This window comes from Victivallis vadensis (assembly GCF_003096415.1).
In the GTDB taxonomy this organism is placed as follows: Bacteria; Verrucomicrobiota; Lentisphaeria; order Victivallales; family Victivallaceae; genus Victivallis; species Victivallis vadensis.
In genome coordinates, this window is record NZ_QEKH01000004.1 from 125368 (window position 1) to 148693 (window position 23326).

19 protein-coding genes and 1 pseudogene are annotated in these 23326 nt (G+C 62.7%); 6 read left to right on the forward strand and 14 right to left on the reverse strand.

Annotated features, from left to right (window positions below; genetic code table 11):
* Positions 1–153 precede the first annotated feature (153 nt).
* On the forward strand, positions 154–822 hold the full coding sequence (locus C8D82_RS03855; RefSeq protein WP_116882953.1) for an HAD family hydrolase: 669 nt from the start codon (positions 154–156) through the stop codon (positions 820–822).
* Here C8D82_RS03855 and C8D82_RS03860 read toward each other — a convergent pair.
* The 13 genes and pseudogenes from C8D82_RS03860 to C8D82_RS03905 all read right to left on the reverse strand — a co-directional run bounded on the left by C8D82_RS03860 (position 777) and on the right by C8D82_RS03905 (position 15735).
* Entirely contained in the window at positions 777–1814 is a 1038-nt protein-coding gene (locus tag C8D82_RS03860) for a hypothetical protein (RefSeq protein ID WP_116882954.1), read from the reverse strand. The two genes, C8D82_RS03855 and C8D82_RS03860, sit on opposite strands and share 46 nt — an antisense overlap.
* Positions 1815–1899: 85 nt before the next feature.
* Entirely contained in the window at positions 1900–3198 is a 1299-nt protein-coding gene (locus C8D82_RS03865) for a metallophosphoesterase family protein (RefSeq protein ID WP_116882955.1), read from the reverse strand.
* Between the two features lie 50 nt (positions 3199–3248).
* Complete coding sequence (locus C8D82_RS03870; protein ID WP_116882956.1) at positions 3249–3971, reverse strand: DUF1559 family PulG-like putative transporter; 723 nt, start codon at positions 3969–3971, stop codon at positions 3249–3251.
* A 206-nt stretch (positions 3972–4177) separates the two neighbouring features.
* The gene (locus C8D82_RS03875) at positions 4178–7012 is read right to left on the reverse strand and encodes a PHP domain-containing protein (RefSeq protein ID WP_116882957.1); all 2835 of its coding nucleotides are present in this window, start codon (positions 7010–7012) and stop codon (positions 4178–4180) included.
* Between the two features lie 10 nt (positions 7013–7022).
* Entirely contained in the window at positions 7023–10265 is a 3243-nt protein-coding gene (locus C8D82_RS03880; protein ID WP_116882958.1) for a hypothetical protein, read from the reverse strand.
* A 46-nt stretch (positions 10266–10311) separates the two neighbouring features.
* The gene (locus C8D82_RS22240) at positions 10312–11190 is read right to left on the reverse strand and encodes a LacI family DNA-binding transcriptional regulator (protein WP_315969224.1); all 879 of its coding nucleotides are present in this window, start codon (positions 11188–11190) and stop codon (positions 10312–10314) included.
* Between the two features lie 15 nt (positions 11191–11205).
* Positions 11206–11352, reverse strand: a pseudogene (locus tag C8D82_RS22060) (LacI family DNA-binding transcriptional regulator); the annotation flags it as partial.
* Positions 11353–11539: 187 nt separating this feature from the next.
* On the reverse strand, positions 11540–11998 hold the full coding sequence (locus C8D82_RS03890; RefSeq protein WP_116882960.1) for a S24/S26 family peptidase: 459 nt from the start codon (positions 11996–11998) through the stop codon (positions 11540–11542).
* Positions 11991–12257 carry a PqqD family protein gene (locus tag C8D82_RS03895; RefSeq protein ID WP_165832813.1) on the reverse strand — a complete coding sequence of 89 codons (267 nt, stop codon included), beginning with the start codon at positions 12255–12257 and terminating at the stop codon, positions 11991–11993. The genes C8D82_RS03890 and C8D82_RS03895 overlap by 8 nt, the downstream gene beginning before the upstream one ends.
* A 5-nt stretch (positions 12258–12262) precedes the next feature.
* Entirely contained in the window at positions 12263–12955 is a 693-nt protein-coding gene (locus tag C8D82_RS03900) for a hypothetical protein (RefSeq protein WP_116882962.1), read from the reverse strand.
* 88 nt (positions 12956–13043) lie between these two features.
* A complete protein-coding gene (locus C8D82_RS21025) occupies positions 13044–13187 on the reverse strand; it encodes a hypothetical protein (RefSeq protein ID WP_165832814.1) in 144 nt (47 codons plus the stop codon).
* 152 nt (positions 13188–13339) lie between these two features.
* Positions 13340–13480: a hypothetical protein gene (locus tag C8D82_RS21030; protein ID WP_165832815.1), complete on the reverse strand. Its 141-nt coding sequence runs from the start codon at positions 13478–13480 to the stop codon at positions 13340–13342.
* Between the two features lie 470 nt (positions 13481–13950).
* Positions 13951–15735 (reverse strand): hypothetical protein, encoded by a 1785-nt coding sequence (locus C8D82_RS03905; protein WP_133245050.1) that lies wholly within the window; start codon positions 15733–15735, stop codon positions 13951–13953.
* A gap of 164 nt (positions 15736–15899) precedes the next feature.
* Here C8D82_RS03905 and C8D82_RS03910 point away from each other — a divergent pair, with 164 nt between their 5' ends.
* The 4 genes from C8D82_RS03910 (at position 15900) to C8D82_RS03925 (ending at position 20523) form a co-directional block, all read left to right on the forward strand.
* Positions 15900–17186, forward strand: a complete 1287-nt coding sequence (locus tag C8D82_RS03910; protein WP_116882964.1) for an ATP-dependent 6-phosphofructokinase — start codon at positions 15900–15902, stop codon at positions 17184–17186.
* Positions 17187–17213: 27 nt separating this feature from the next.
* Positions 17214–18281, forward strand: a complete 1068-nt coding sequence (locus tag C8D82_RS03915; protein ID WP_116882965.1) for a polyprenyl synthetase family protein — start codon at positions 17214–17216, stop codon at positions 18279–18281.
* A gap of 3 nt (positions 18282–18284) precedes the next feature.
* Positions 18285–19220 carry a glycosyltransferase family 8 protein gene (locus C8D82_RS03920; protein WP_116882966.1) on the forward strand — a complete coding sequence of 312 codons (936 nt, stop codon included), beginning with the start codon at positions 18285–18287 and terminating at the stop codon, positions 19218–19220.
* Between the two features lie 91 nt (positions 19221–19311).
* A complete protein-coding gene (locus C8D82_RS03925) occupies positions 19312–20523 on the forward strand; it encodes an iron-containing alcohol dehydrogenase (RefSeq protein ID WP_116882967.1) in 1212 nt (403 codons plus the stop codon).
* A gap of 22 nt (positions 20524–20545) precedes the next feature.
* Here the strand turns inward: C8D82_RS03925 and C8D82_RS03930 are convergent, their stop codons facing one another.
* Complete coding sequence (locus C8D82_RS03930) at positions 20546–21379, reverse strand: AraC family transcriptional regulator (RefSeq protein ID WP_116882968.1); 834 nt, start codon at positions 21377–21379, stop codon at positions 20546–20548.
* Positions 21380–21508: 129 nt separating this feature from the next.
* Between C8D82_RS03930 and C8D82_RS03935 the strand changes: the two genes are divergently transcribed.
* The gene (locus tag C8D82_RS03935; protein ID WP_116882969.1) at positions 21509–22822 is read left to right on the forward strand and encodes an FAD-dependent oxidoreductase; all 1314 of its coding nucleotides are present in this window, start codon (positions 21509–21511) and stop codon (positions 22820–22822) included.
* Positions 22823–23326 lie beyond the last annotated feature (504 nt).

Genomic DNA, 23326 nt, shown 5'->3' on the forward strand with positions numbered 1-23326 from the left:
TCATCACCCAGCCAAACCGATCGACAGGCGGTTAAGAGCTTATTCAGGGATAAGCTCTAAGGAAAAGACGATATCGCTTTCTTGATTTTTTCAGGGAAAAGCACTATATTCTTATGGTTTTGCACAATAAAGAATCACAGGAATTTTCAGTACATGCTCAAGGCCGTTTTGTTCGATTTCGACGGAACCGTCGGAAATACGCTGCCGCTCTGCATCGCCGCTTTCCAAAAGGCGATCACACCGCTTGCCGGACGGAGCTTTTCCGAACGGGAAATCGTCGCCACTTTCGGGCCGAGCGAGGAAGGTACCATCCGCGCGCTGATTCCGCAATTCTACGAGCAGGGCGTGGAAGGATATCTGCACTATTACCGCGAACTCCACTCCATGTGCCCGGCACCGTTCCCGGGCATTCCGGAGCTTCTGGGCGACCTGAAGAAATGGGGCGCCGCCGTCGCCCTCGTGACCGGCAAGGGAGCCCGCAGCTGCCGGATATCGCTCGAACGCTATGGAATCGCGGAATACTTCGACGCCGTCGAAACCGGTTCGCCCGCCGGTCCGGTAAAGCCGGAGGGCATCCGGGCGGTATTGGAGAAATTCCGCCTCGCCCCGGCGGAAGCCCTCTACATCGGCGACACTGCAAGCGATATCACCGCCTGCCGGAGTGTCGGCGTTCCGGCAGCGGCCGCCGCATGGGCGCAGACCGCGGAACTGTCCGAGCTTCGCCGGAACCGGCCCGACCTGCTCTTCACCACCGTTGCGGAGCTGCACGCCTACCTTCAAAAACAGCTTTCCGGGGATTCGGCCGGAAAAACGGAAGAATAGCCCGCTTCGGCCATCAGCTCCGCCATCAGGCGCAGCCGTTCGAGATGGTCGGACAGGCAGCGGGCGTAGAAAGGATAGCAGTACTGCTCATGGCTGCCGAGGTTGACCAGTTCCTTGCCGGGCGTCGCGGCAATCCGGGCGACCGTCTCCCGGATCCCGGACTGCGTCAGCAGATTGCTGAAAAATTCCACCGGGATTTCCAGCCACCGGTTCCCGGAGTCGAAGCGCGCGAACCACTCCCGGCCCGTCCGCTCACGCAGGTTGCGCCAGTACGGTTCGCTCCGGGTGAAACAGCGCATCCCCTGTTCGCGCAGGAACCGGCGCGCCGCCGGGTCCGCCACGTCGAAAAAGTGGACCAGCACCGGCGGAATCAGCGTCTGTTCCCCGGCGAAGCGCCGGATCTCGGCGGCAACGCGCATGTAATGTTCCGGGAGCTTCTCCGGGTAAGCCGCGCCGTAGGGATGTTCCGGAAATTCGCAGTCGGCGTGGAAGGCCAGCCGAAGCCAGCCGGAATTCTCCTCCCACTCTCCCCGGAACCGGTCCGGAAATCCGGAGAGCCGGAAGGGCTGATGCGCGTTTTCGTAAAAGCAGTTCAAGGTGAACTTCGTGCCGAACTCCCGGTGGATCTCCCGCAGCGCGGCCAGATAAAAGGAGTCGAAAAGGCTCCGCCGGTTCTCCACGGCAAGCTCGCGAAAGAAAAAGGCGTTGTCGTCGATGAAGAAGTTGTACCGCCTGCGGGAATTCCGGTCGTAATACGGCGTGACCGACAGCCGTTCGCCGCCGGCCTCCGCCGTGATCTCCTGAAGCTGTTCCGTCAGCAGCACCGGGGCGGCAAAAAATTCGCCGTCCCGCCGCGCTTCGGCGCCGTTCACCGTAATCCGCCGGTCACGCGGCCCCCTGCCCCGCACCGTGATCCGCAGTCCCTTCGCCGTTTCAGCGCCGTGTGAATGGTTCAGCAGCTCGCCGTCACCGGGAAAATCGATTCCGAACATGATCCGTCATCCTCCGCTCCCGGTAATATAGCCGGAACGGGCCGCATTGCAAGGGTGCATCTGAAACTTATTTCAGCAGTTCCGGTCAGAACTGAAACTCGGCGCTGATCGCACTGCCGCGCTTCCCGAAAGACTCGCACGGACGGATTTCGACGCGGTAGCGGGTTCCGGGCCGGAATCTGCCGGGCGGCAGCGCGAACGCCGGATTCTCCGCCATCCTGTCGATGCCGCGGTAATAATCGGTCATGCAGTTCAGCTCGAAACTTTTGCCGGACTTGCCGTCTGCTTCGAGCGGGATGAACTTCATCGCGTAGCCATGCACGAAATCGTCGTGAACCGCCGCCGGGAACGCGATCACCGGCTTGCCCTCCTTCGTCCCGGAAAACTTGATCCCGGCTTCGCTTCCGGCCGGAAATTCGGGAGCTTTCCGGGAATCCCGCCGCGCCGCCGTGTAAGTGAAGTTCTCCTTCGACAGCGGCAGTTCGAGCCGCCAGCGTCTGCCGGGCTTGATCTCCCGGCCGCAATCCAGCGCCATGCGGATGATGTCGATATGATCGGCGTACACATCCACGAACAGCATCTGCGGATACTTCCAGGTGTCGTGCAGCTGTTTCACGTTGGCGTAATTGCCGCGGCTCAAATAACACAGCGACGAGGTGTTGACCATCGTGAACTCGTCCTGGAATATCGACCGCTCATCCTGCAGCGGATGGTGGGTGTGCCCGGAGAAATGCACCAGATCCGGCAGTTTGAAATCCCAGACCTTCTTCAGCGAATCGCTGCCCCACTGCCCGCTCTCGGCGACCGTGCCGGAAAGCGGGTGATGGCTGAATGCGAAAATCGGCTTCCCCGCCGCGCGTTTCCGGGCGGAGGCGACCGCTTCTTTCACAAACTTCTCCGCCCCCTCCTTATAGGTGTTCTGATTCATCCCCTCCGGTGAAATTGCGATGAAATCGTAGCCGCCGATCACCCGGTGAACATTTGCGTCGGCCGGAAGCCCGAATGCCTTGGCAAACGCGGCGATCTTCTTTTTCGGATCGTCCTGCGGCGGTGCAAATTCATGGTTCCCCATGATCGAAATCAGTTCCGGCTTTTTCTCGCCGAACACCGAATCGAACGCCTCCAGAAAGTTATAAAACACCTCCGCGTCGCCGCGTTCCGCGAGGTCGCCGCCGAGCACGACCACATCCACGCCGCGCTGCCGCAGCAGTTCAAAGCCCCGGCGGGCGTTCTTCAATCCCCAGCTGTCCTTGCTTTTGGGGCATTGGGCGTCGGACAGAATGCCGATACGCAGCTCAGGTTCGGCGGGAGCCGCCGCCGCATTTCCGTACAGCAGAAACGACATGGCGACTCCGCATGCGAAACGGGAAAAAAACTTGACCATCAGAAACTCCTTAATTATCGGTTGAAACAATCCGCCGCCCGGCCTTTCGGTCACTGCACCTTTGCGCCGGCCGCATTGTAGACCCACGGGAACTTGTACGTCTGGATATATTCAAACGCCCCTCCGCTGCGCACCGAACCGTCACAGAACGCGGCGTTCGCCCGTCCTCCGTGCCGCAGAAAAGCCGAAGTGGAATTCGTGCCGATTTCCATATACTGCATCCCGTCGCTCTGGCTGCCGTCGGCGAGCACCACGGTGTTGCTCGGCGATTTCAACGGAACCATATCCGTCGCCTTCTGGCCGATCCTTCCACGTTTATACGGATTGAAGCGGTTCCAGTAACCGGCCAGCCACAGGTTCATCCCGTAAGTCTGTTTCGCGTAAACCTCCCAGGTCTCCCAGCCGGAAATCGACTCCCGCCAGGTGCTCGGACAGCGGTACTTTCTGTAATCGGCATATTTACTCGGAAAAATCCCTCCCTCCACCAGAAACGAACTCAACCAGCTTCCCCCCCAGTTCGGCCCGATCGCCGGCGGAAAATAGTCGTTGAACGCATCGGCATAGAACGTCAATCCCGTGGAACAGGTTTTAAGATTGTTGATACATTGGGTCGCCCGCGCTTTCTCCCGCGCCTGATTCAATGCCGGAAGCAGCATCGAAGCGAGAATCGCGATAATCGCTATTACCACGAGCAGCTCAATCAGGGTGAATTTTGCAATATAACGGGAGATTGTCTTGGATTCCTGTCTTTTGTTTTGCGACGTATTATTCATTTCTACCTCCATGATTAGTGGGTTATGCTTATTTCAACGGCCATTACAGGCAATCACGCAAACCTTTTGCTTGCGCAAATCCTCATTTATGTATCTGCCTGCCTGAAAGCTGCGGGCGATTTGAAAGCGGAGATGAATCTCCGCACTCCAAAGACGCTTCGCGTCGGAGAATCGCCCCTCCGGAGCACGGAATCCGCAGAGGCGGCTTATCGCAGTTTCATGCTTTCGCGTTCCTCCAGTTCAAAGCTCTCCGGGGGTCTCGGCGGCGCGGCGGGATACGGAGCCGGAGCCGTTTCCGAGGCCCGGATCAATCCGGCGGCATCGAATCCTTTCAGCGCCTCCGCCAGCCGTTTCCCGAACCGCTCCGGCGTCTCCGGGTCGAGCAGCGCCGCCGCCACCTGACGGCATACGGCGGGATCTCCGTAAGCCGGCTCCGGCATCAGCGGGTCGATCATCGCGGAACGCCCCGCCCGGACCGCCTCCGCCAACGCCTTGCCCGAAAATTCCGGGGCGTGCGCCACTGTGCAGTTATAGTATCCGAAAATCCCCTGATGCGTGTCGGTGCTGCCGGTCACCGCCGGGACCTTGCCGCGTCCCGATTTCCGCCACTTTTCCAGATACTCCACCCGGCGCTCGACCGCGTCCAGCCCCGCGAGGGAAATATCCCCGTACCACAGCTCCGAAAAACCGGTCCCGTAGGTCATCGGGTGATTCAGCTGCACGACCGCACCGAACCCGTCCGCCTGCTCGCGGATCGATTTCCACGAGAAGCGCTCATCGAGCCGGCGCGGAATCGGATAGACGTTGAGGTGATAGCGCGGCGTCATCGTGATCTCCTGCCCCGCGAACAACCACAGACCGCAGCCGTTCCGGCGCATGTTCTCCATCAGCCGCAGCGCCCCGGCGACTTCGTCGTGGTCGCTGATCACCAGGAAGTCGAACCCGGCGGCGGGCGCTTCCGCCAGCAGTCCGGCGGGCGTGGACTGGCCGTCGGAGAAGATCGTGTGCGTATGCACGTCGCCGGTGCGCAGTTCACGGGCCGCCTCGGCGTCCTCCGGGCGCGGCGCGGGCATCGCGGCGGCGCGCAGCCGGGCGAAACGTTCCGCCGCGCGCCGGGTCAGCGGCTTCCCGGCGAGGATGAATTCCGCAAAGGATTTTCCCAGTTCGCGATTGCCGTAACCGCACCGGATCACATCCGCGCCACGGCGCACGATCAGGAAATCGTTCGGCAACCCGTTGCGGCTGTGCCAGAACCACGCGATTTCCGGGTAGTCGGGAGTGCCCGCGATCAGGCAGTGGCCGAACCGGTCCTTTTCCGCGAACGGAATCACCGGCAGCCCCCGTTCCGATGCGAAATCGAGCAATCGTTTCCTCATCGGCTCCGGCGCGTCCGGCATCACGACCACCGCGTCGGCCGGATGGCGGAACGCCTCCTCCGGCGTGAGGCGGAACACATGGCGGGGACGGCTGGAAGCGTAGAGCGACAACAGCCTCCCGGTCTCCATATCGCTTCGCAGCCCGTCGCCGAGCAGGTGACCGCGCCCGGCGTACACGGCATCCGCCCCGGCGACTTCGGGAGCGGCGAAGGGCGTGCAGTAGGCCGTCATCTCTCCGACCAGCCTTTCCGCATCCGCGACGCTGTCGCAGCAGTAAAGTTCGGCGTTCACGCAGGGGATGTTGCCCCACGGCATCGAAACCGCACTGAAGATCCGTTCATTCGGACGGCCTCCCCGGCTGTACGCGACGTTGAGCTGCGCCTCGAAGCCGCGCGTCAGCTCCAGATAGCGGTATTTCGCGGGAATATCCGCCGGAAGCGGCCGGTCCTCAAGCAGCGCCAGCCGGGCTTCGCACTCCGCGATCGCCTCCGCCACCCGGCCGCCGTTCATGCTGCCGGGCGTGGCGGCGAGCCGCAGAAATTCGATCCCGGAGACCAGTTTCAGGTATCCGGCGGCGCGCCACGGCGTCAGCTCCGCCCACCGGACCGCGCCGACTTTCCGAAGCAGACCGGCGATCTGCGCGGCGTTGCGCACCACCGTGCCGTAAGGCTTCCCGCCGACATATCCGGTGAATACGAAGCGCAGCCCGACGGAGCCGAGCCCGGAAAGCTCCGCCAGCGTCACCGTTTCCGTGCCCGGCGGAATCATTTCGCGGCGCAGTTCCCGGCCGGAAAGGTCCTGAACCGAGAGTTCGGCGCGTTCCAGAAATTCCGGCAGTTCCGGCGCTATCGTCAAGGTCTCCTGCTGTGCCAGGCGGGGGACTTCCGGGCTCCACACCGCCGCCAGCGAGCGCTCCGGGTTGTCGGCGTCGCTCCGGCAGAGCCGGAAGAGCGGATAGTCCGCCGCCGAGGCGCTGGGCTGCACCGCCCGGCCGATCGAAACCTTGCGCGGCGGCAGCGCCTTCCCGTCGCGGCGGTCGTAATCGTTGCAGTTGAACTGCATCCGGAACAATCCCTCATTTGCCAGGTCATAGTCGCCGAATGCACGGTAAGGGATCAGCAGCCTGATCCGGTAGCCCCCGCCGGTGCGTTCGCCGGAAGCGCGGTACGGGATATCCGGCCCGTAGGCGCTGTCGTAGAGGGTGAAACTGCGGAGCTTCCCCGCCGCGTCCGGCGGCGACAGGATCAACTGGAACCGTTCAAATGCAAGTGTGCCGTTGCCGAATTTCCTCCCCTCCGGCGCGGCGATGAACAGCTCCACGCTGTCCTGCATCCACAGGTCGACGTTCTTCTCCTTGTCGTTGACCACGTCGGAATCCGTCACGTCGAAGAAGAAGCAAAGCCCGTCCCGGTTCCAGCCGAAGGTGACCCGCGCGGAAAAATCCTCCCTGCCGCGCCACTGTTCCGCCCGCGTGAACTGCTCCGGCCGCTCGAATACGAGGGTCTGGGCGTTCTCCGGGGGCTGAAGCCGTTCCGTATAGTCGTCCGGCACCTGAAGGCAGGTCACAGCGGCGGGAGGCCGTTCCATATTTTTTCCCCTTTCCGAATTGTCCGCCGCCAGAGTCAGGGCGGCGGAGAACAGCAGCGCGTTCATCCAACCTTTCATTTCAACTTCCTCACTTCCGGGTGATGTGGTATCCGGCGATGCCGCCCGGATATTTGAAATTGTCCGCCTTGAAGGAGAGCATCCCCGCCTTCCACTCCGCCGGAAGCTCGCCGAGTTCGTCGCCCTGAAAATCCACCGCCACCACTTTGCGCGGGCCGTCGGTTGCAAACGACAGCTCCGCCGTGCCGTGCCGCAGCAATAGCGGCCCCTCGCCGGTCGCCTCGACCCGGCGGCGGTCCCGGTCGGCGAACCGGATTCCGGTCGTCTGCATGTCAGTCGAATGCAGCACCACCGCCGAATCACCGGTGCGCAGCTCCTTCCCGTCGAGGCTGATCGCCGCGAAGGTCTGGAAGGTGTCGGAATTTTTCACCTTCAACATCCCGTCGGCGCTTCCGCCCGCAGGCAGCGTGACCACCGCCGAGCGCGGCGTCGAAACCTGAAACGTCTTTTTTTCCGGCTCCATCCGGATTTCACCGGTCACGCTGTCGGCGATCCCGGCCGCCTTGTAGCGTTTGAAGTTCTCCGCCGCGCGGCGGTCGGTGACGCGGTTGTGATCCAGCACGCCCGGCACCGGCCGGTCGTCGAACACCGCTCCGATCTGGTTGACCAGCCCGGAGGTGTTCAGCGCCGGGAAACCGTAGTCGTCCCGCTTCGCAAACAGGTTGCGCGGAATCGTGTAACCGACCCTGACCGGCGACGGCTTCACGTCGCCGCGCAGGAACAGCGCCGCCGAAATCCGGTCGCTGAGCTGCTTGACCGGATCGTAGACGGACTCGAACACCACGATCCGCTTCTGCCTGCCCGTCAGCCGCCAGTCCGAACCGGAGAAGTTGAACCGGAAATAGCCGTCGATATCCTGCAAGGCTCCATACGCCCCCATCAGCGGCCCCTCCTCGGCGCGGTACATGTTCGGCGAACAGAAATCCACCTCGGTAATGTAGAAGGGCTTGCCGTAGATGCGGCCGCGCAGCAGATTCAGCGGCACCCAGCCGTGCCCGGCGATCACGCAGCCCTGGCCGAACGCCATCGGCAGCCCCCACGATTTTTCGGGGAACATCGGGTGATCCTGGTAGATGTGATCGTCCACCACGTCGTACACGTCGCGCAGCCAGGTGCTCGCGAGGTCGCCGCCGTTGTTCGCGCCGGTCATCAGGAAGCGCGCCCCGAGCTCGCCGCGCAGGAAATCCATCATCTGCCGCGACCGGTTGCGGGCCTGCGTGTAGATGAACCGCATGAAATCCCGGTTGCCCGGCGACGGAGCCGGATTCAGCCCCGGATGCTTCCGGCAGTGCTTCGCATACTCGTCGGCCAGAAACCGCTGGAGGATGCTGCCGGGAGTGTGGTTCCAGCCGTTGCCGATGGTGTCCTCGTTGCTGAGGTTCACAAAGACCACCGCCGGGTCCTCCGCCAGCGACAGCCCGGTGTAGGGATTCCGGTGGGTCAGCCAGTTGCGGGCGAAGCTCTTCCAGTTTTCAAACGCGTCGTCGCAGAACAGAAAGGCGTTCTTCGCCCCGGTGTGGCCGGTCTTTTCGAGATAGCCGGGATAGCGTTTGAATACCTCCAGATTGTCGCCCGGCCTGAGCTTGCGCGAAGTGTAGACGTCGAGCGTCAGGTAGATTCCCTGCTCCCTGAGCTTGGCGGTCAGGTATTCCAGCTTGTCGAGATTCTCCGGATTGAGGGTCGTCGAATCCGGGGATTTCGGATCGGTCAGGCCGTTGTCGTGATGGTGATAGCGCACCGCGTTGATCCCCTGCGCGGCAAGGAAAACCGCGAGTTTCTCCGCCTCCTCCTTCGGCAGGAACAACGCGCTGTCGCACAGGTTCACGCCGCAGAGCCGGAGGCGCTTCTCCGGGGCGTTTTCAAACACCACCGTCCCGTCTTTTCCGATCTTCGCGTGGCCGTACCGGCCCGCCGGTTTGTGCGAAATCGCAATGCCGCTGAAGTCCAGCGCGCTGCCCGGCGTGACCCGCCGTTCATACCTGACCGGCTGCCAATCCTTGTCCGCCTTGCCGACCACCGGACGGGCGACGTGCTTCGGCAGCAGCATCGGGCGCTCGGTCAGCGTGACGCCCGCGATCATCCAGATCGCCTCGGGATGTACGATGCGGAAGGTCAGCGCCACCGGCTCCGAACCACTCAACGCGAAGCTCGACGCATACAGTCCGACCGTCCGCATCGCATTGCGCGAGGACCACGCGATCTTGCCGTTGCTGAAGTCACCGGCGACCCACCAGTTGCCCAGATCGACGCCGCCGGTGATCGGGATGGTTTCGGTGCCGGTGTCGGCATAGCGCACGACCACCTCCCCGATCCGGTTGGTCTCGACCCAGCCGGAGGCGTGCAGCAGCGAAAGCCCGCGCACCTTCAGCCCCGCCGGAAGCGGCAGCGTGATTTCGGCGGGAGCCATGTCGCGCACCGGACCGGCGACCACGATCACACCGGGCTTGCCGGTTTTCTTCTCATCGACGATCGTGAACGGAATATCCTTGTACTTCACCTCCGTCACGTCGAACACGCGCATATCGTTGCCCGGCCCCTGATCGGTCCAGCCGCCCTGTTTGTCGCCTGCCTTTTCGTCGGCGAAGGTGCGGTTGGCCGCGCCGCCGAGATCGACCGGCCAGGTTTTCGGCGTTTCGCGATCGATCCGCAGACCGAAACCATCGCCTTTTTCCAGTTCAAAACGGATGGAAAAGCCGGCGTCTTTGTTCCAGCGCCGGTTGTCCTGCACGGTCAGGTACACCTCGCCGTCCACCCGGAACCGGTAATTCGTGCCGTTGGCCAGCGGCAGTTCGACCGCTTTGACCCGGCCGGTCTTTTTCCATAACTTGTCGGTGAATGCAATCGTCGCACGTTTTCCGTCGGCGCCGGTCACCCCGAACTTCCCGGCGTACTGCGCCGGAACCTCCACATCGATATAGCGGTGGCTGATATCCGCTCCGCCGCCGGAAAATTTCCAGCGGCACTGCAGCGTGCCGGGACCTTCCGCCCGGAGACTCCAACTGAAACCGCCCGTTCCGCCCGGAACGGTGACCTCATGCCGGGCGGAAGCGCCGCCGCCGTCCCGTTTCACCGCCGCCGGCTGGATGCGCGCGACGTTCCAGCCGGGCCCGTGGATCACAGTCGGGACAAATGAAAGCTCCCCGTAACGGAACGCGCCGCGCCGGTCGGCTCCCGGCGGAGAATCCTCCGCAATCACTGTCAGAAATCCGATAAGAGCGAACAGTATTCCTGCCGGGAAAACCTTCTTTTTCATGCCGTAACCTTTCCTTTCCGTGATTTACAAAATTCATGCAGCATTTTCACTGCCGTTTCCCGATCGCGGGGCCGGCGGAGTCGCGGATCACCAGCCTGCCGGGAAGCATCCGCACCTGCGGCTCGGTTTCGCCGGGCCGTTCCAGCCGCTCCAGCAGAAGCCTGCCCGCTTCGACGCCCATCTCTTTGCATGGAATCTCCACGCAGGTGGCCGGAGGAGCGGCGAACCGCGCCAGCGGCGGATTGTTGAACGTGACCACGCTCACATCCCGCGGGATATGCAGATTCCGGGCATGGAGGTAGTGGCAGATCTCCATATACATCTCGAAGGAATACGCGACATACGCGGTGAAACCGCGCGCGACTCCCTCCGCGACCGCATCCTCCACCGTCACGGTGCAGTCCTTCGCGCTCTCCAGCACCGGCAGTCCATAGGCAAGACAGAACTCAAAGTAGGAGGCGGTGCGGCGGATCACGCTGTAGTGCTGCTCCGCGAAGCCGATCGGAATCAGTTTCGGGTCCCGGTAGGGATTCACATAGCCGATTCTGCGGTGCCCGAGTTCGTACAGGTACTTCATCGCGCACTCCATATTGCCGGCGTCATCCGCCTGCACCGCGCTGCCGTTCGGCCCGGCGACACCGTTCAACACCACATAGGACAGGCCGCTTTCGTCCAGTTCGCAGACCAGTTCGCTGCGGCGGACATCCACGGCGACCGCCCCCGCGACCTTCCACTGCGGCAGGCCGTAGGTGGCGCGCTGCTCCAACGGCCGGACCAGGTAGTGAAAACTGAATCCCTTTTCAAACAGGCTGTTGTTCATCGCATCCACGCCCGCGTTGATGTCGGCTTCAAGCGCGGCTTCCAGATAGCTCGGCAGGAAGATCGCGATCTGCTGGTTGTCCTTCTTGCGCATGGACTGATACATCGGATTCGGTTTGTAGTCGCGCTCCGCGACCCGGTCCAGAATCCGCTTGCGCAGTTCCGGCTTCACCGTGAAATTCTTATCACGGCCGTTGAGGACCCGGCTCACCGTCGACGGCGACACGCCGAGCTCCGCGGCAATCTCTTTCAGGGTCATGGTTGGATTCTCCCGCTGTTTCGCATTCTAGAAAACTGTTTGCTATTTTTATTATGAATCATTTTCCATCAAATGTCAAGTAGGAATTGGAGATTTTAATCAAAAATAAACAAACCTCCCTCTCTGAATCACGCAAACTGTTTTCTAAAAGTGCGTCAGAGGGGAGGCCGCCGGAGTGCCGGCGCAGATGCGGCAGTCATCTCAAACCGCGAAGAAAAGAGCGGCGCTTCAGGCGGTTCAGCAGATCGCGCCCAAGCAGGAACGGCAGCCGCAGCCAGCGGCAGCGCCACCAGAAAAAGACGTAACAGCGATATCCCCGGCTCCGGCGGCAGTCGACATACCGCTTTCCCCGGTAAAAGCCCGTCAGGACCCCGACGATCATCGCGTCGGTCACACCGCGCTCCCGGCAGCGGCGGTTGTCGCCGCAGGTCACGTACCCCTCCGGCAGCACTTGCACGATGCGGTGCAGCACCAGTTGCCCGGAGGGACGGCGGTAGAGCGGCACCTCGTATCGGCGCAGCCGCCCGGTACGGCGTTCGATGCAGACCCGGTCCCTGCCCTGCCGGAGCATCGGCTCCATACTGTCGCCGCGGGTCAGGCCGGTATAAAAGCCGAAACGGGCAACGGCTTCCTCCGCCGAAAGCGGCTCACTCATCGATCAGGCCGTTCTTCCGCAAGAGTTCAAGGAAAGCGGCGACGTGTTCCGCCGCCTCGGCCCGGCCGAGCCCGTACCGGGTGGCGCACTCCTCCGCCAGCTCCGCTTCGGCGCTTCCCCGCTCCAGAAGGCGCCACAGGAAAGCACCGGACGAATTCAGCCGGATCATCCCGTTGAAACCGCGGGCCGCCGGGCCGACCGCAACCACGACCGGAGTCCCGGCGACCTCCCGCAACATATAACCGTCTTTGATCTTCATTATCGTCATCTCATCGCTTCACAGGCAACATCGGCCGCTTCCGGGTCGGGAGTGCATCCCAGCCGGTAAAAAGGCACCGCACGGGCCAGCCGGTCGCAGAGCGCCAGCAACCGGTCCATCTCCTCCGGTTCTTCCGGGCGCAGCGTCTGGTTCAGGATCACCGGCAACGCCTCCGCCCCGGAGATCCGCTCAATCCGGTTCACACCGGCCCGTTCCAGCACGGCGACGGCACGCAGCGGCACGGCGATGCGGTTCTGCAATCCCTCCTTGCCGCACCACGGCGTCCCGCAGGCGCGGAACTCCCCGCCGGCCAGCCGCAGCAGCGGCTTGTCATCGTTGACCATCACCGCGGCGGGGCCGAACTTCCGCCGCCACAGCGCCGCATGGGTGGACTTGCCGGTGCCGGAGGGAGCGGTGAAACCGTAGGCACGCCCTCCCACCGCGACCACCGAGGCGTGAAATACCATCCCATCCCGGCGCAGCAGCTCCCGGCATATCTTCCGGTACAGCAGCGTAAGTTCGCAAAGCGGCGGCGGCATGCCGGTCATTTCGCACTCCGCCGCCATCTCCGAAGCGGAATAGGCAATTGCAATTCCGTCGCCCGAAGCCAGATAGTCGCGGCAGAACTGCTCCGTCGCGGGATACCGCGCATAAAGCGTAAAAGCGAGATCCGCCAGAGTGCATGTAAACTTCGACATCTTCCGATTTCCGCCGTTTTCTTATTCTCTAAAAAAATCACATCGGCCCGCAGCCGGAACCGATATGATTTCCGCCGGGAAAAGTCCGTCACATTCCTACGTCATAATCTCCGCCCGGCTTCCAGCCGGTATCAATGTCCACGCCGACATCGGTTCCGCTGGTGGTGATCACATCCCTGACCGAAAAATCGATCACTTCAAGAACGGGTTTCTGGTAAATCTCTTTTTCCATGCGCTGCTCCTTGCATTGCCGGTTCCGGCCCCGACCTGCCGCCCTTCGGCAGTACTAAGCCTACAATTATACAATTTATTATTATACTATAAAATCATGTATCATACAAGTGCCGAATCATTGAAAGAAAGATTTTTTCAAGATTCCGCGCCTTACAGCTCGATATCAATATCCCCGCCCGGCTCCCACGGATCGACACTCGGATCGAATCCCGTGCCGCTGGTGGTGATCACATCCCTGACCGAAAAATCGATCACCTCAAGAACCGGTTTCTGATAGAGTTCCTTTTCCATGATAATTCACCTTTCCATTATAAGAGTTTCCGCTGTCATTGTTCCCGGTCAACTTGGAAACAATCGACAATTATACATAATATTATTATGTCATAAATCTCCGGCCGCGCAAGAGGGAAAATCAGCCGGAAACAGTTTTTTTCAAAAAAAACAGGTAGATCTCATAGAAAGGCAGCGCGGCCGCCACGATGACGAATCCGCCGATCGGGAACACGGAACGGTAATCCTGATGCAGCAGGTCGAGCGTCTTGCCGGGTCCGGCCCCATCTCCATCGAACCGGCCGCGAGCACGATTCCCGCCGCCGCAGAGAACCGGGCGAACAGCCCGTGCGGCAGCAGCCGCGAGCCGAGCGGCGCGGTCAACGTGAAAAGCTGCTTATTGACAAAAAACAGGTTCCATGATCATTTCCGCCGTTTCACAACCCGTTTTCGGCAAAACTGGAACAGAGGGAAAAGAAAGGGCGGCGACTTTACGCCCGGACGACCCAGATCGCCCGGAGCAGCAGGGCCGTCAGCAGCGCCGCCGTCAGCGGCTCCGGCAGCCACACCGAAAACGCCCAGTATACGGCGGCCCCCGCCGCGAAGCCCGATGCGCCCAGAATCGTGGAAACGCTCCCCGTGAAACCGGCCTCGGCGGTCACCCGGCAGCGGACGATCCCCGCCGCCAGCGCCGCCGCCAGCAGCACCGCAAGCCATGCCGGTTCCGACGGCAGCGCCCAGGAGTTCCACAGCCACAGGAACGGCAGCAGCAGCGAAACCGCCACAAAGCCCCGCTCCACGCGCGGCCTCAGGATCGAGTGGAACACCGCAAGTCCCGGCATCGCCCAGACTGCCGCCGCCGGTACTCCGGTCGTCAGCTCCCGTTCCGCCAGCGCCGCTCCCGCCGCCAGCAGCAGCAAAGCGAATCCGGCGCCGTTCTCCGCCAGCGCGAAACCGGAACCGGCCCGGCCGAACCGGGCGAACCAGAGGCGCAGCAGCAGATAAGCGACCACAGCCGCCGCGGCGGCAGGAAGGAAGAAACCGGGAGTCTGTTTTTCTTCACGGAGAGCCTCGCGCAAGACCGGAGCAGCGGACGCCTCCTCCGTGTACAGTGCCGCGAAGATCCCGGGCGGCATGAAAGCGGCGTCGCGGCCGAAACCGCCCAGCAGTTTTTCCATGCGCCGGTCCAGTTTTTCCGGGTCCGCCGTCAGCGCGGCGTCCGGCGAAGCGGCCAGCAGCTCCCCGCGCGATCCCGGAACCGGAAGCACCCGGACCGCCCCCGGCGGCAGGTCCCCGCGCGCCGCGGCGGGAAGAATCAGCACGCCGGTCGCCGGATTCAGCTTCCGCCACGCCTCGCGGGTGAAATGCTTCCGCGCTGCCGGCGAGCCGGGCGGCAGCTCCTCCAGATAGATCAGGTCGTAATTGCCCGCGAGCTTCGGCAGAATCCGCCCCGGCAGACCGGAATAGTAGTTCAGCTTGAACCAGTTTCCGCCCGCCAGCGAGGCCGCGTTCGGCCAGATGCCGTCCACCCGTTTCACATAAGGCAGCGAACACCACACGCCGGGCAGCGGCGAAGGACGGCCGGAAACAAAAAGGATCGTCCGCTCCTCCCCGCCCTCCGGCAGCAGCGAAGCAGGCAGCGCCGGAGCGATCGCCACCGGCTTCATGCGCGGGTTCTCCCCGTCCGGCCCCCGGCTGACCCCGAAAGCGAAAATGTAGACCGCCACCGGCAGCATCAGGCAGAGAACCAGCTTCACCGTCCAGTGAGTCCGGCAGCAGAACACCGCCAGCGCAAACACAACAGGAAACAGGATCAGCAAAAACCAGGTTCCGTGAAACACTCCGAAGGCCAGCAGCAGCGCCGTCAACGCGAATGCCGCCCCGAATCCGAGCCGGAGCAGCGCCCCGCGCGGCGGCAGCAGCGCCAGCACTCCGCCGAACAGCACTCCGCCGACCGCCAGCGCGACCCGCGGCTCCGGCCAGGCGGCATAGACCGTCAACAAAATCAGCACTGGGAACATCAGGTCGGGGGCCGAACGCCTCCCTTTCCCGGCGGCGGCCGCCCCGGCTCCCGCCGCCGCGAACAGTGCGACGGCGGCGGCGGCCGCTCCGGTTTCAGAGAGCCATCCCTCCGTGCGCGGCAATTCGCCCAGCGTCAGCACGGCGACGCCGCCGAGGAAAATTCCCGCCGGCACGACAAAGAACAGCGAGGCGATTCTCCGGAAAATGTCCGAAACGATTCCGGCGGAGACGGCGGTATGCGGCTGATTTTCCAAAAACGAAGCTCCCATAAATAAAAAAATTTCCGACAATATACTGCTGAAATCCATATTTTTCCAGTTCCGCCGGTTGCTATTTCAGGTTGAAACGGCTATTTTACCATAAATGGGGGCCGGTATCGGCCCCGCGGATATCCCGGACTTTCAGGAGAAGAGGAACTATGGACAGCAAAGAATTTTTCATTCCCCGGCTCGGGGAAGCTCAGATCGCATCTCCCGTTCAGGCCATGGAATTCGTCCCCGACGATGCCACCGTCGCCTACGACACCAGTACCGCCGTGCTGGAGGAGTATGTGAAAAACGGCCAGGCGATCCCGGCCTTCGAACAGGCCGGCCCCCGCAAACTGATCTACCATGACCCGGCCTGGAGCAAAGCGGCGATCCTGACCGCCGGCGGACTCTGTCCCGGACTCAACGACGTGATCAAGTTCCTGACGCTGACGCTCAAGAACATCTACCATGTGCCGCTGGTCTACGGCATCCGGTACGGTTACCGGGGCCTCAACCCGGCGCACGGACTCGCTCCGATCCAGCTCAACGAGGACAACACCGACGACATCCACCAGCAGGGCGGCACCATCCTCGGCTCCTCGCGCGGCGAGGAGAGCGCCGAGATCATGGTCGAAACCCTCGCGCGCATGAACATCAACCTCGTATTCTGCATCGGCGGCGACGGCACCGCGCGCGGCGCGCACGATATCGCGGTCGAAGCGGAGCGGCGCGGCCTCTCCATCAGCGTGATCAGCATCCCCAAGACCATCGACAACGACATCGCCTTCATCGACAAGTCCTTCGGCTTTGAAACCGCGGTCTACATGGCCGGAATTTTCGCGGCGGGCGCGCACAACGAGGCCAAAGGCGCCTACAACGGCATCGGGCTGGTAAAGGTGATGGGACGCGACTCCGGCTTCATCGCCGCCTATGCCACGCTCGCGCAGAGCTACGTGAACTACTGCCTCGTGCCGGAATCGAAATTCGTCCTCGACGGCGACGGTCCCGACGCGCTGCTGCCCCATCTTTATAAGCGCATGCTGGAAAAACAGCACGCGGTGATCATGGTCGCCGAAGGAGCCGGGCAGGAGCTTTTCCCGCAGGGCGAAGATGTGCGCGACGCCTCCGGCAACCTGATCAACAAGGACATCGGGCTGCTGCTCAAGGACCGGATCAACCAGTATTTCAAGGAACGCAACACCGAAGTCAACATCAAATACTTCGACCTTGCCTACACCATCCGCAGCGTGGCGGCCCACGGCGCGGACGCGGTGTTCTGCGCGATGCTGGCCCAGAACGCGGTTCACGCCGCAATGGCGGGGCGCACCGACATGGTGGTCGGCCACTGGAACGGCCATTTCACCCACGTGCCGATCGCGCTGGCCACCCGCGAACGCAAGAAAATTCAACTGAACAGCCCGCTTTGGACCAGCGTCAAAGCCAGCACCTGTTTTTAATTTCCACACTCTTTCGGAGAACTTTTCATGATCAATCACCTCAGGCAGATCGCCGCCGATATCGACCGGCTCCTTGCCGACGACGAATTTCCGGCAACGGTCCGCCCCGACTACCTGCGCGACGCCGTGCGCGACTACCCGGTGCGCGGCGGCAAACGCCTCCGGCCCGCGATGCTGATCTGGAGCTGCGGACTCCTCGGCGGCAGCGAAAGCGCCGCGCTCTACCCCGCCGCCGCCGTAGAGGTGTTCCACAACTGGACGCTCGTGCACGACGACATCATCGACCAGGACGACACCCGGCGCGGCGCTCCGACCTCCCACGTGAAGCTCGCCGCGGAGCTGGGCGGCAGATTTTCGCTCGCCGCCGACGACGCGGAGCGCACCGGGCGCGATTTCGCAATCCTCGCCGGCGACCTGCAGCAGGGATGGGCCAACGACCTTCTGCTCCGTTCGGCGGAACACGGCGTGCCGCCCGAAGTGACGGTCGCGCTCGGCAGGAGATTCCAGAAGCTGGCCAACAGCGACCTGATCTCCGGTGAGGCGCTGGATGTGGAGTTTTCGCTGCGGGAGCTCACCGGGCTCAAATCGCAGGAGGTCCGCACCATGCTCGGCCTCAAGACCGGCGCACTGCTGCAGTTCTGCACCGAAGCGGGCGCGATGATCGCGTTGAACACCGCCGATGCGGAGCACCCCGACGTGCGCAAACTCAGCGAGTTCGCGCTCGCCGCCGGCATCGCGTTCCAGCTGCGCGACGACTACCTCGGCATCTTCGGCGTCTACGATTCGCTCGGCAAGGCGCTCGGCAACGACCTGCGCGAAGGCAAGGCGACTGTGATGCTGCTCGACACCCTGCGGCTCGCCTCCGCCGCCGACCGTGAAAAACTGCTCGGCTACATCGGGCGCGAAACCTACAGTGACGCCGATCTGGACGATGTCCGCCGGATCATGCGCGACTCCGGCGCGGCGGCCTCCAACGAGGCGGAAGCCGCCCGGCTGGCCGAGCAGGCGCGCAACATCCTGCGCAGCTTCCCGGACAATCCGTACCGGCAGCACCTGCTCGACCTGGTGAACTTCCTGATCGACCGGGAGCGGTAAGCGATGGCCGAAGACATTCAAGTCGCGATGGCGACGGACCGCAACTATCTGGACTATGCGCTGGTGGCGGCGGCGTCGCTGCTGGCGCAGCATCCCGGCGGCGGCATCACGCTGCATCTGCTGCACGAAGAGCTCGATGAAAGCGATTTCGCCCGCTTCGAGGCGTTGCGCCGTATCGACGGATTCCGGCTGGTTCCCCGGAAAATCGAACGCGGTTTCTTTCAGGGCTGGCCGGAGCTGCGCTGGAGCACTTCCGCCTACTACCGGCTGATCCTGCCCTCGCTGCTGCCGGATCTGGAAAAAATCCTCTATCTGGACTGCGACCTGCTGGTGCTCGACGATATCGCGGAACTCTGGAACACGGAGCTCGGCAGCCGTTCCTGCGCGGCGGCCGCCGTCCGGGTGGCCCCGGAACACCAGAAAAAGATCGGGCTTCCCGCCGAAGCGGTTTACTTCAACTCCGGCGTGATGCTGTTCAACCTGCGCAAAATGGCGCATGAAAACCATGAAAAGCGCTTCATCCGGCTTTTCGACGAACTCGGCGGCCGGATCAAATATCCCGATCAGGACATCCTGAATCTCGCCTATTGGAACGACTACGTGAAGCTCTCCCAGCGCTGGAACCTCGTGACCTCCGTCTACCGCAACCCGCCGACTCCGGCGCTCTATTCCGAAGCGGAGGTCGTGGAGGCGCTGCGCCGCCCCGGCATCGCCCATTTCACCGGCACGCACAAGCCGTGGCGGCTCGGCAAGACCACGCATCACCCCTACGCCCGGTATTTCCGGGCCTATGCGGAGCTGGCCGGGCTTCCCCTGCCCTTCCGGCTCAAACTGGCGCTGAAGTCGCTGCTGACGGGGAGCCTGAAACCGCCGAAAAAAGCGGTTCCGTGGGACGGCTCCATCCTCAACACCGGCATCGCGATCCGCAGGACGACTTGACAAAACCGCCGATGATGTTACAGTAAGAAACGTTCCCCCGATCACCGGTTCATCCGGCAAACAGACACTTTTTGAAGAGGAGGGTTTCATCATGTGGGACAACGGAGTCAATATTCACGACGTGCGGCAGATCCGCACCCGCTGTAACGTCTGGTTCGGCGTCGGAGCGATCGATTCGATCCGCGATATCGTGCTGGACATGGTCGGGCGCGACATCAAAAGCGTGCTGGTGGTCACCGGCAGCAACTCCTACAAAAGCTCCGGCGCGTGGGGCAGGATCGAACCGGCGCTGAAAGCCGCCGGCATCACCTACGCGGTCTACAACGAAGTCACCCCAAACCCGACCACCGGGCAGGTCGACACCGCCGTGCTGGTCGGGCGTGACATCAAGGCGGAAGCGGTAATCGGCATCGGCGGCGGCAGCGCGCTCGACGCGGGCAAATGCGTGGCCGCGATGATGAAATACCCGAATCACAAGGCCGCCCAGCTCGCTTCCGGAGAACTCGAACCCGCCGACGCACTGCCGTTCCTCGCTGTGAACCTGACCCACGGCACCGGTTCCGAAGTCAACCGGTTCGCGGTGATCACCGACACCGACCGGGATTTCAAGCCGGTGATCGCGGCGGACTGCCTCTATCCGGCCTGGGCGATCGACGATCCGGCCCTGATGACCTCGCTGTCGCAGAAGCAGACCCGGTTCGTCTCCATCGACGCGGTGAATCACGTGGTCGAAGCCGCGACCAGCAAAGCCGCCAACCCGCTGGCGATCATGCTCGGCGCCGAGACTATCCGGCTGGTCGCGAAATACCTGCCGTCGGCGCTGAAAGACCCGAAAGACCTCTACGCCCGGTATTTCCTCGCCTACGCAGCGATGATCGCCGGAACCGCGTTCGACAATTCGCTGCTGCACTTCACCCATGCGCTGGAGCATCCGCTGAGCGCCCTTAAGCCGGAGCTTTCGCACGGCCTCGGGCTCTCCATGCTGCTTCCGGCGGTGGTCAAGGCGATCTATCCGGCGCGCGCCGAGGTGCTTTCGACGCTGCTTGAGCCGATCGTGCCGGGCCTCTCCGCCGATCCGAAAGATGCGGTCCGCGCCGCTCGCGGCGTCGAAAAGTGGCTGGCCGGCTGCGGAGTTCCCGAAAAGCTGGCCGATCTCGGCTTCTCCGAAAAAGACGTCAAACAGTTGACCGCGCTCTCCTTCGACACCCCCGGGCTCTCCGGCCTGCTCGACCAGGCGCCGATTCCGGCAAGCAAACTGGCCGTGGAAGCGATCTATCTGGATTCGTTCGGCATCCAGCCGTAACGTTTCCTGCAGCGCCCCGCAATCAGACGATGATTTCGGGGCGGTCGCGGCGGTATTCGGAAGCGGTCCGCCCGGTCCGCTTCCGGAATATCGCCGAAAAGTGGTTCTGGTCGCCGAAGCCGCAACGCACGGCGATTTCGCCGATGGCGAGGTCGGTTCCGGCGAGCAGTTCGCATGCGACGCCGAGCCGCAGCGCAAGCAGATATTCCGAAAAGTCCATTCCGCAGGTTTGCCGGAACAGGTGCGACAGCCGCGAGGGACTCAGATACACCAGTTCCGCCGCCTGCCGGATCGTGATGCGTTCGGCATAGCGGGCGTTCAGAAACTCCAGTACCGCGAGAATCCGCGCATCCCGAACCGGCTGCGACAACAGTTCGGGGCGCAGCGTGTACAGTTCATGGAGCAGTCCCGACAAAGAAACCCGGACCAGCTTTTCCAACGCCGGACGGAATTCGGGCCGCCACACCGGCAATTCCTGATAGGCGGCGGCCGCCGCCGGGCAGCGCCCCTGCCCGTTTTCGCCGGAGCGGAACGGGCCGCACATCACCACCCCGAACACCCGCTGCGCATGGCGGAACGGGATCAGCAGCTCCACCGCCCCGGCATGGCACTCCTGTAAAAATGCCTCACTCCGCAACCGGAGCATATCGGCGATCCGCCGGGTGTCGTGGTTGATGCAGGCCGCCTCCCCGAGCCCTTTGACCGCGTTACAGAACGCGAAATCGTGGTGCGCCTGGCGGAACGGCAGACGCAGTTCCTCCAGACAGTTTTCGGTTACCTTCCAGATGCACCCTGTCCGGATCAGCGTTGAAACCGCCTCCAGCCGGGAAGCCAATTCCTTGAAATGATTTGTCATATTTTACGGTTTCAATTTAAAAAACAGATCGTTTCAGCATGAAAACAAAGAAAGATAGCATCCCGGAGCAGGAAAAGCAAGCGTGAAACCTTTATATTGAACCGCAAACAATCAAAACACGGAGGTTCTATGTTTGAGTCGCTCGATCTGCCGGTCCTTTTCGAAGCTGAAGTCGTCGTCGCCGGAGGCGGTCCCGCCGGCATCGCCGCGGCGCTGGCCGCCGCCCGCCTGGGCAAACGCGTGGTGTTGCTGGAACAGACCGGCAGCCTCGGCGGCATGGGAACCAATGCGCTGGTTCCGGCCGTGATCTACCAGAGCGACGGCGTGAACTGGGTGGTCGGCGACTTCTGCCGCTCCATCATCGAAGAGTGCTGCCGCGAAATGGGAATCGACGAGGTCAACCCCGGCTGGCAGGAGGTGGACGCCGAAATCCTGAAGCGCATTTACGACGACCGGCTGCTGAAAGCCGGCGTGAAGCTATTCTACATGATCCGGGTCGCCGATGTGGTCGTCCGGTCGGGGAAGCTCGAATCGCTGCTGGTCGCCACCCCGCACGGCCTGCGCAAGGTCAAAGGCGAAGTCTTTGTCGACGCGACCGGAGACGCTGCGGTCGCCGCCTTCGCCGGTGTCCCGTTCGACTGCGGCGACGCCGAGGGGCGGACCATGAGTCCCACCCTGTGCCCGCAGTTCTCGAACATCGACATCCCCGCGTATGACGCGGCGCTCCGCGAAGGCAAGCGCGACCGCGCGATCTGGCACGAGCTTCTGGAACGGGGCGAAGCGCCGGTTTCGGAACATCATTTCGTCGGCGTCTGCACCTACGGCAACGGCACCGCCAGCGGCAACCTCGGCCACATCTACGGCGCGAACACGCTGGACGAGACCGAGTTGACCAACGCCTATATCGAAGGGCGCAAACTCGCGAAAATCTACCATGACTTCTACCGCAGGCACGTCCCCGGTTTCGAGCATTCCGACCTCGTGCAGACCGCCCCCCTGCTCGGCGTGCGCGAATCCCGCCGCATCCGCGGCGAATACCAGCTCAACGGCGACGACTACCGCAACCGCGCCGTATTCGCGGATGAAATCGGCCGGTTCAGTTACCCGATCGACATCCACTCCTCCTCCACCGACCCCGAAGAGCAAAAGCGCGTCGAGCGTGTGTTGTGCGAAACCCGCTGCAAACCCGGCGAAAGTTACGGCATCCCGTACCGTTCGCTGATTCCGCTCGGCGTCGAAAACCTGCTGGTGGCAGGACGTTGCGTCAGTTGCGACCGTGAAATCCAATCCTCGCTGCGCGTAATTCCGGGCTGTTTCATCACCGGCCAGGCCGCCGGAGCCGCCGCCGCGATGGCCGCCGCCGGAAACGTCCGCAGCGTGGACACCGCCGCCCTGCAGAAATGGCTGAAAGACGACCTCCACGTCTACTTGCCCAATATCTGATAATCGTTATTCCCCCGACGCGAAGCGTCTTTGGAGTGCGGAGATGAATCTCCGCACTCCAAGTCGCACGTGAGTTTTATACTCGGCTTTGCATTGCATCAAGAACAGGCAAGCTGCCCGGAGGGTAGTGAGCACCATGCCTCCGGCCTGCGGATGGCTCCGGGGGACGTCGCGCACGTCCCCCGGCCCCCCTCGCCGGTGGCGGAGGCCGGTCTGGTTACGAAGCACTTCCGCCCGCGGGCGCGGCTTCGCCGCTTACTTGTCCGCCTGCGGCGGCCAACTCTTCATCGTTCGCTGCGCTCACTGCGCCAGAGGGGCTTCGCTCACTACGTTCGGCTTCGTCACTACCGTTCCTCGTTATTTTGCTACCGCAAAATAATTCCCTCACATTCGTTCGCGGCGCTTGCCGCGCTTGTTGTGCGCCGCGAAAGTGGTTACGGAGAGCGACCGATGCTTGCATGGGTCAGTCGCCACGCACTTGGCCGCCCCAATCCGGAGCAGGCT

Coding starts and splice junctions, on each gene's coding strand:
- C8D82_RS03880 (WP_116882958.1), bottom strand. CDS start 10,265: ATGAAAAAGAAGGTTTTCCCGGCAGGAATACTGTTCGCTCTTATCGGA.
- C8D82_RS03865 (WP_116882955.1), bottom strand. CDS start 3,198: ATGGTCAAGTTTTTTTCCCGTTTCGCATGCGGAGTCGCCATGTCGTTT.
- C8D82_RS22240 (WP_315969224.1), bottom strand. CDS start 11,190: ATGTATCAGTCCATGCGCAAGAAGGACAACCAGCAGATCGCGATCTTC.
- C8D82_RS03920 (WP_116882966.1), top strand. CDS start 18,285: ATGGCCGAAGACATTCAAGTCGCGATGGCGACGGACCGCAACTATCTG.
- C8D82_RS03915 (WP_116882965.1), top strand. CDS start 17,214: ATGATCAATCACCTCAGGCAGATCGCCGCCGATATCGACCGGCTCCTT.
- C8D82_RS03935 (WP_116882969.1), top strand. CDS start 21,509: ATGTTTGAGTCGCTCGATCTGCCGGTCCTTTTCGAAGCTGAAGTCGTC.
- C8D82_RS03890 (WP_116882960.1), bottom strand. CDS start 11,998: ATGAGTGAGCCGCTTTCGGCGGAGGAAGCCGTTGCCCGTTTCGGCTTT.
- C8D82_RS03925 (WP_116882967.1), top strand. CDS start 19,312: ATGTGGGACAACGGAGTCAATATTCACGACGTGCGGCAGATCCGCACC.
- C8D82_RS21025 (WP_165832814.1), bottom strand. CDS start 13,187: ATGGAAAAAGAGATTTACCAGAAACCCGTTCTTGAAGTGATCGATTTT.
- C8D82_RS21030 (WP_165832815.1), bottom strand. CDS start 13,480: ATGGAAAAGGAACTCTATCAGAAACCGGTTCTTGAGGTGATCGATTTT.
- C8D82_RS03910 (WP_116882964.1), top strand. CDS start 15,900: ATGGACAGCAAAGAATTTTTCATTCCCCGGCTCGGGGAAGCTCAGATC.
- C8D82_RS03855 (WP_116882953.1), top strand. CDS start 154: ATGCTCAAGGCCGTTTTGTTCGATTTCGACGGAACCGTCGGAAATACG.
- C8D82_RS03895 (WP_165832813.1), bottom strand. CDS start 12,257: ATGAAGATCAAAGACGGTTATATGTTGCGGGAGGTCGCCGGGACTCCG.
- C8D82_RS03900 (WP_116882962.1), bottom strand. CDS start 12,955: ATGTCGAAGTTTACATGCACTCTGGCGGATCTCGCTTTTACGCTTTAT.
- C8D82_RS03875 (WP_116882957.1), bottom strand. CDS start 7,012: ATGAAAGGTTGGATGAACGCGCTGCTGTTCTCCGCCGCCCTGACTCTG.
- C8D82_RS03860 (WP_116882954.1), bottom strand. CDS start 1,814: ATGTTCGGAATCGATTTTCCCGGTGACGGCGAGCTGCTGAACCATTCA.
- C8D82_RS03870 (WP_116882956.1), bottom strand. CDS start 3,971: ATGAATAATACGTCGCAAAACAAAAGACAGGAATCCAAGACAATCTCC.
- C8D82_RS03930 (WP_116882968.1), bottom strand. CDS start 21,379: ATGACAAATCATTTCAAGGAATTGGCTTCCCGGCTGGAGGCGGTTTCA.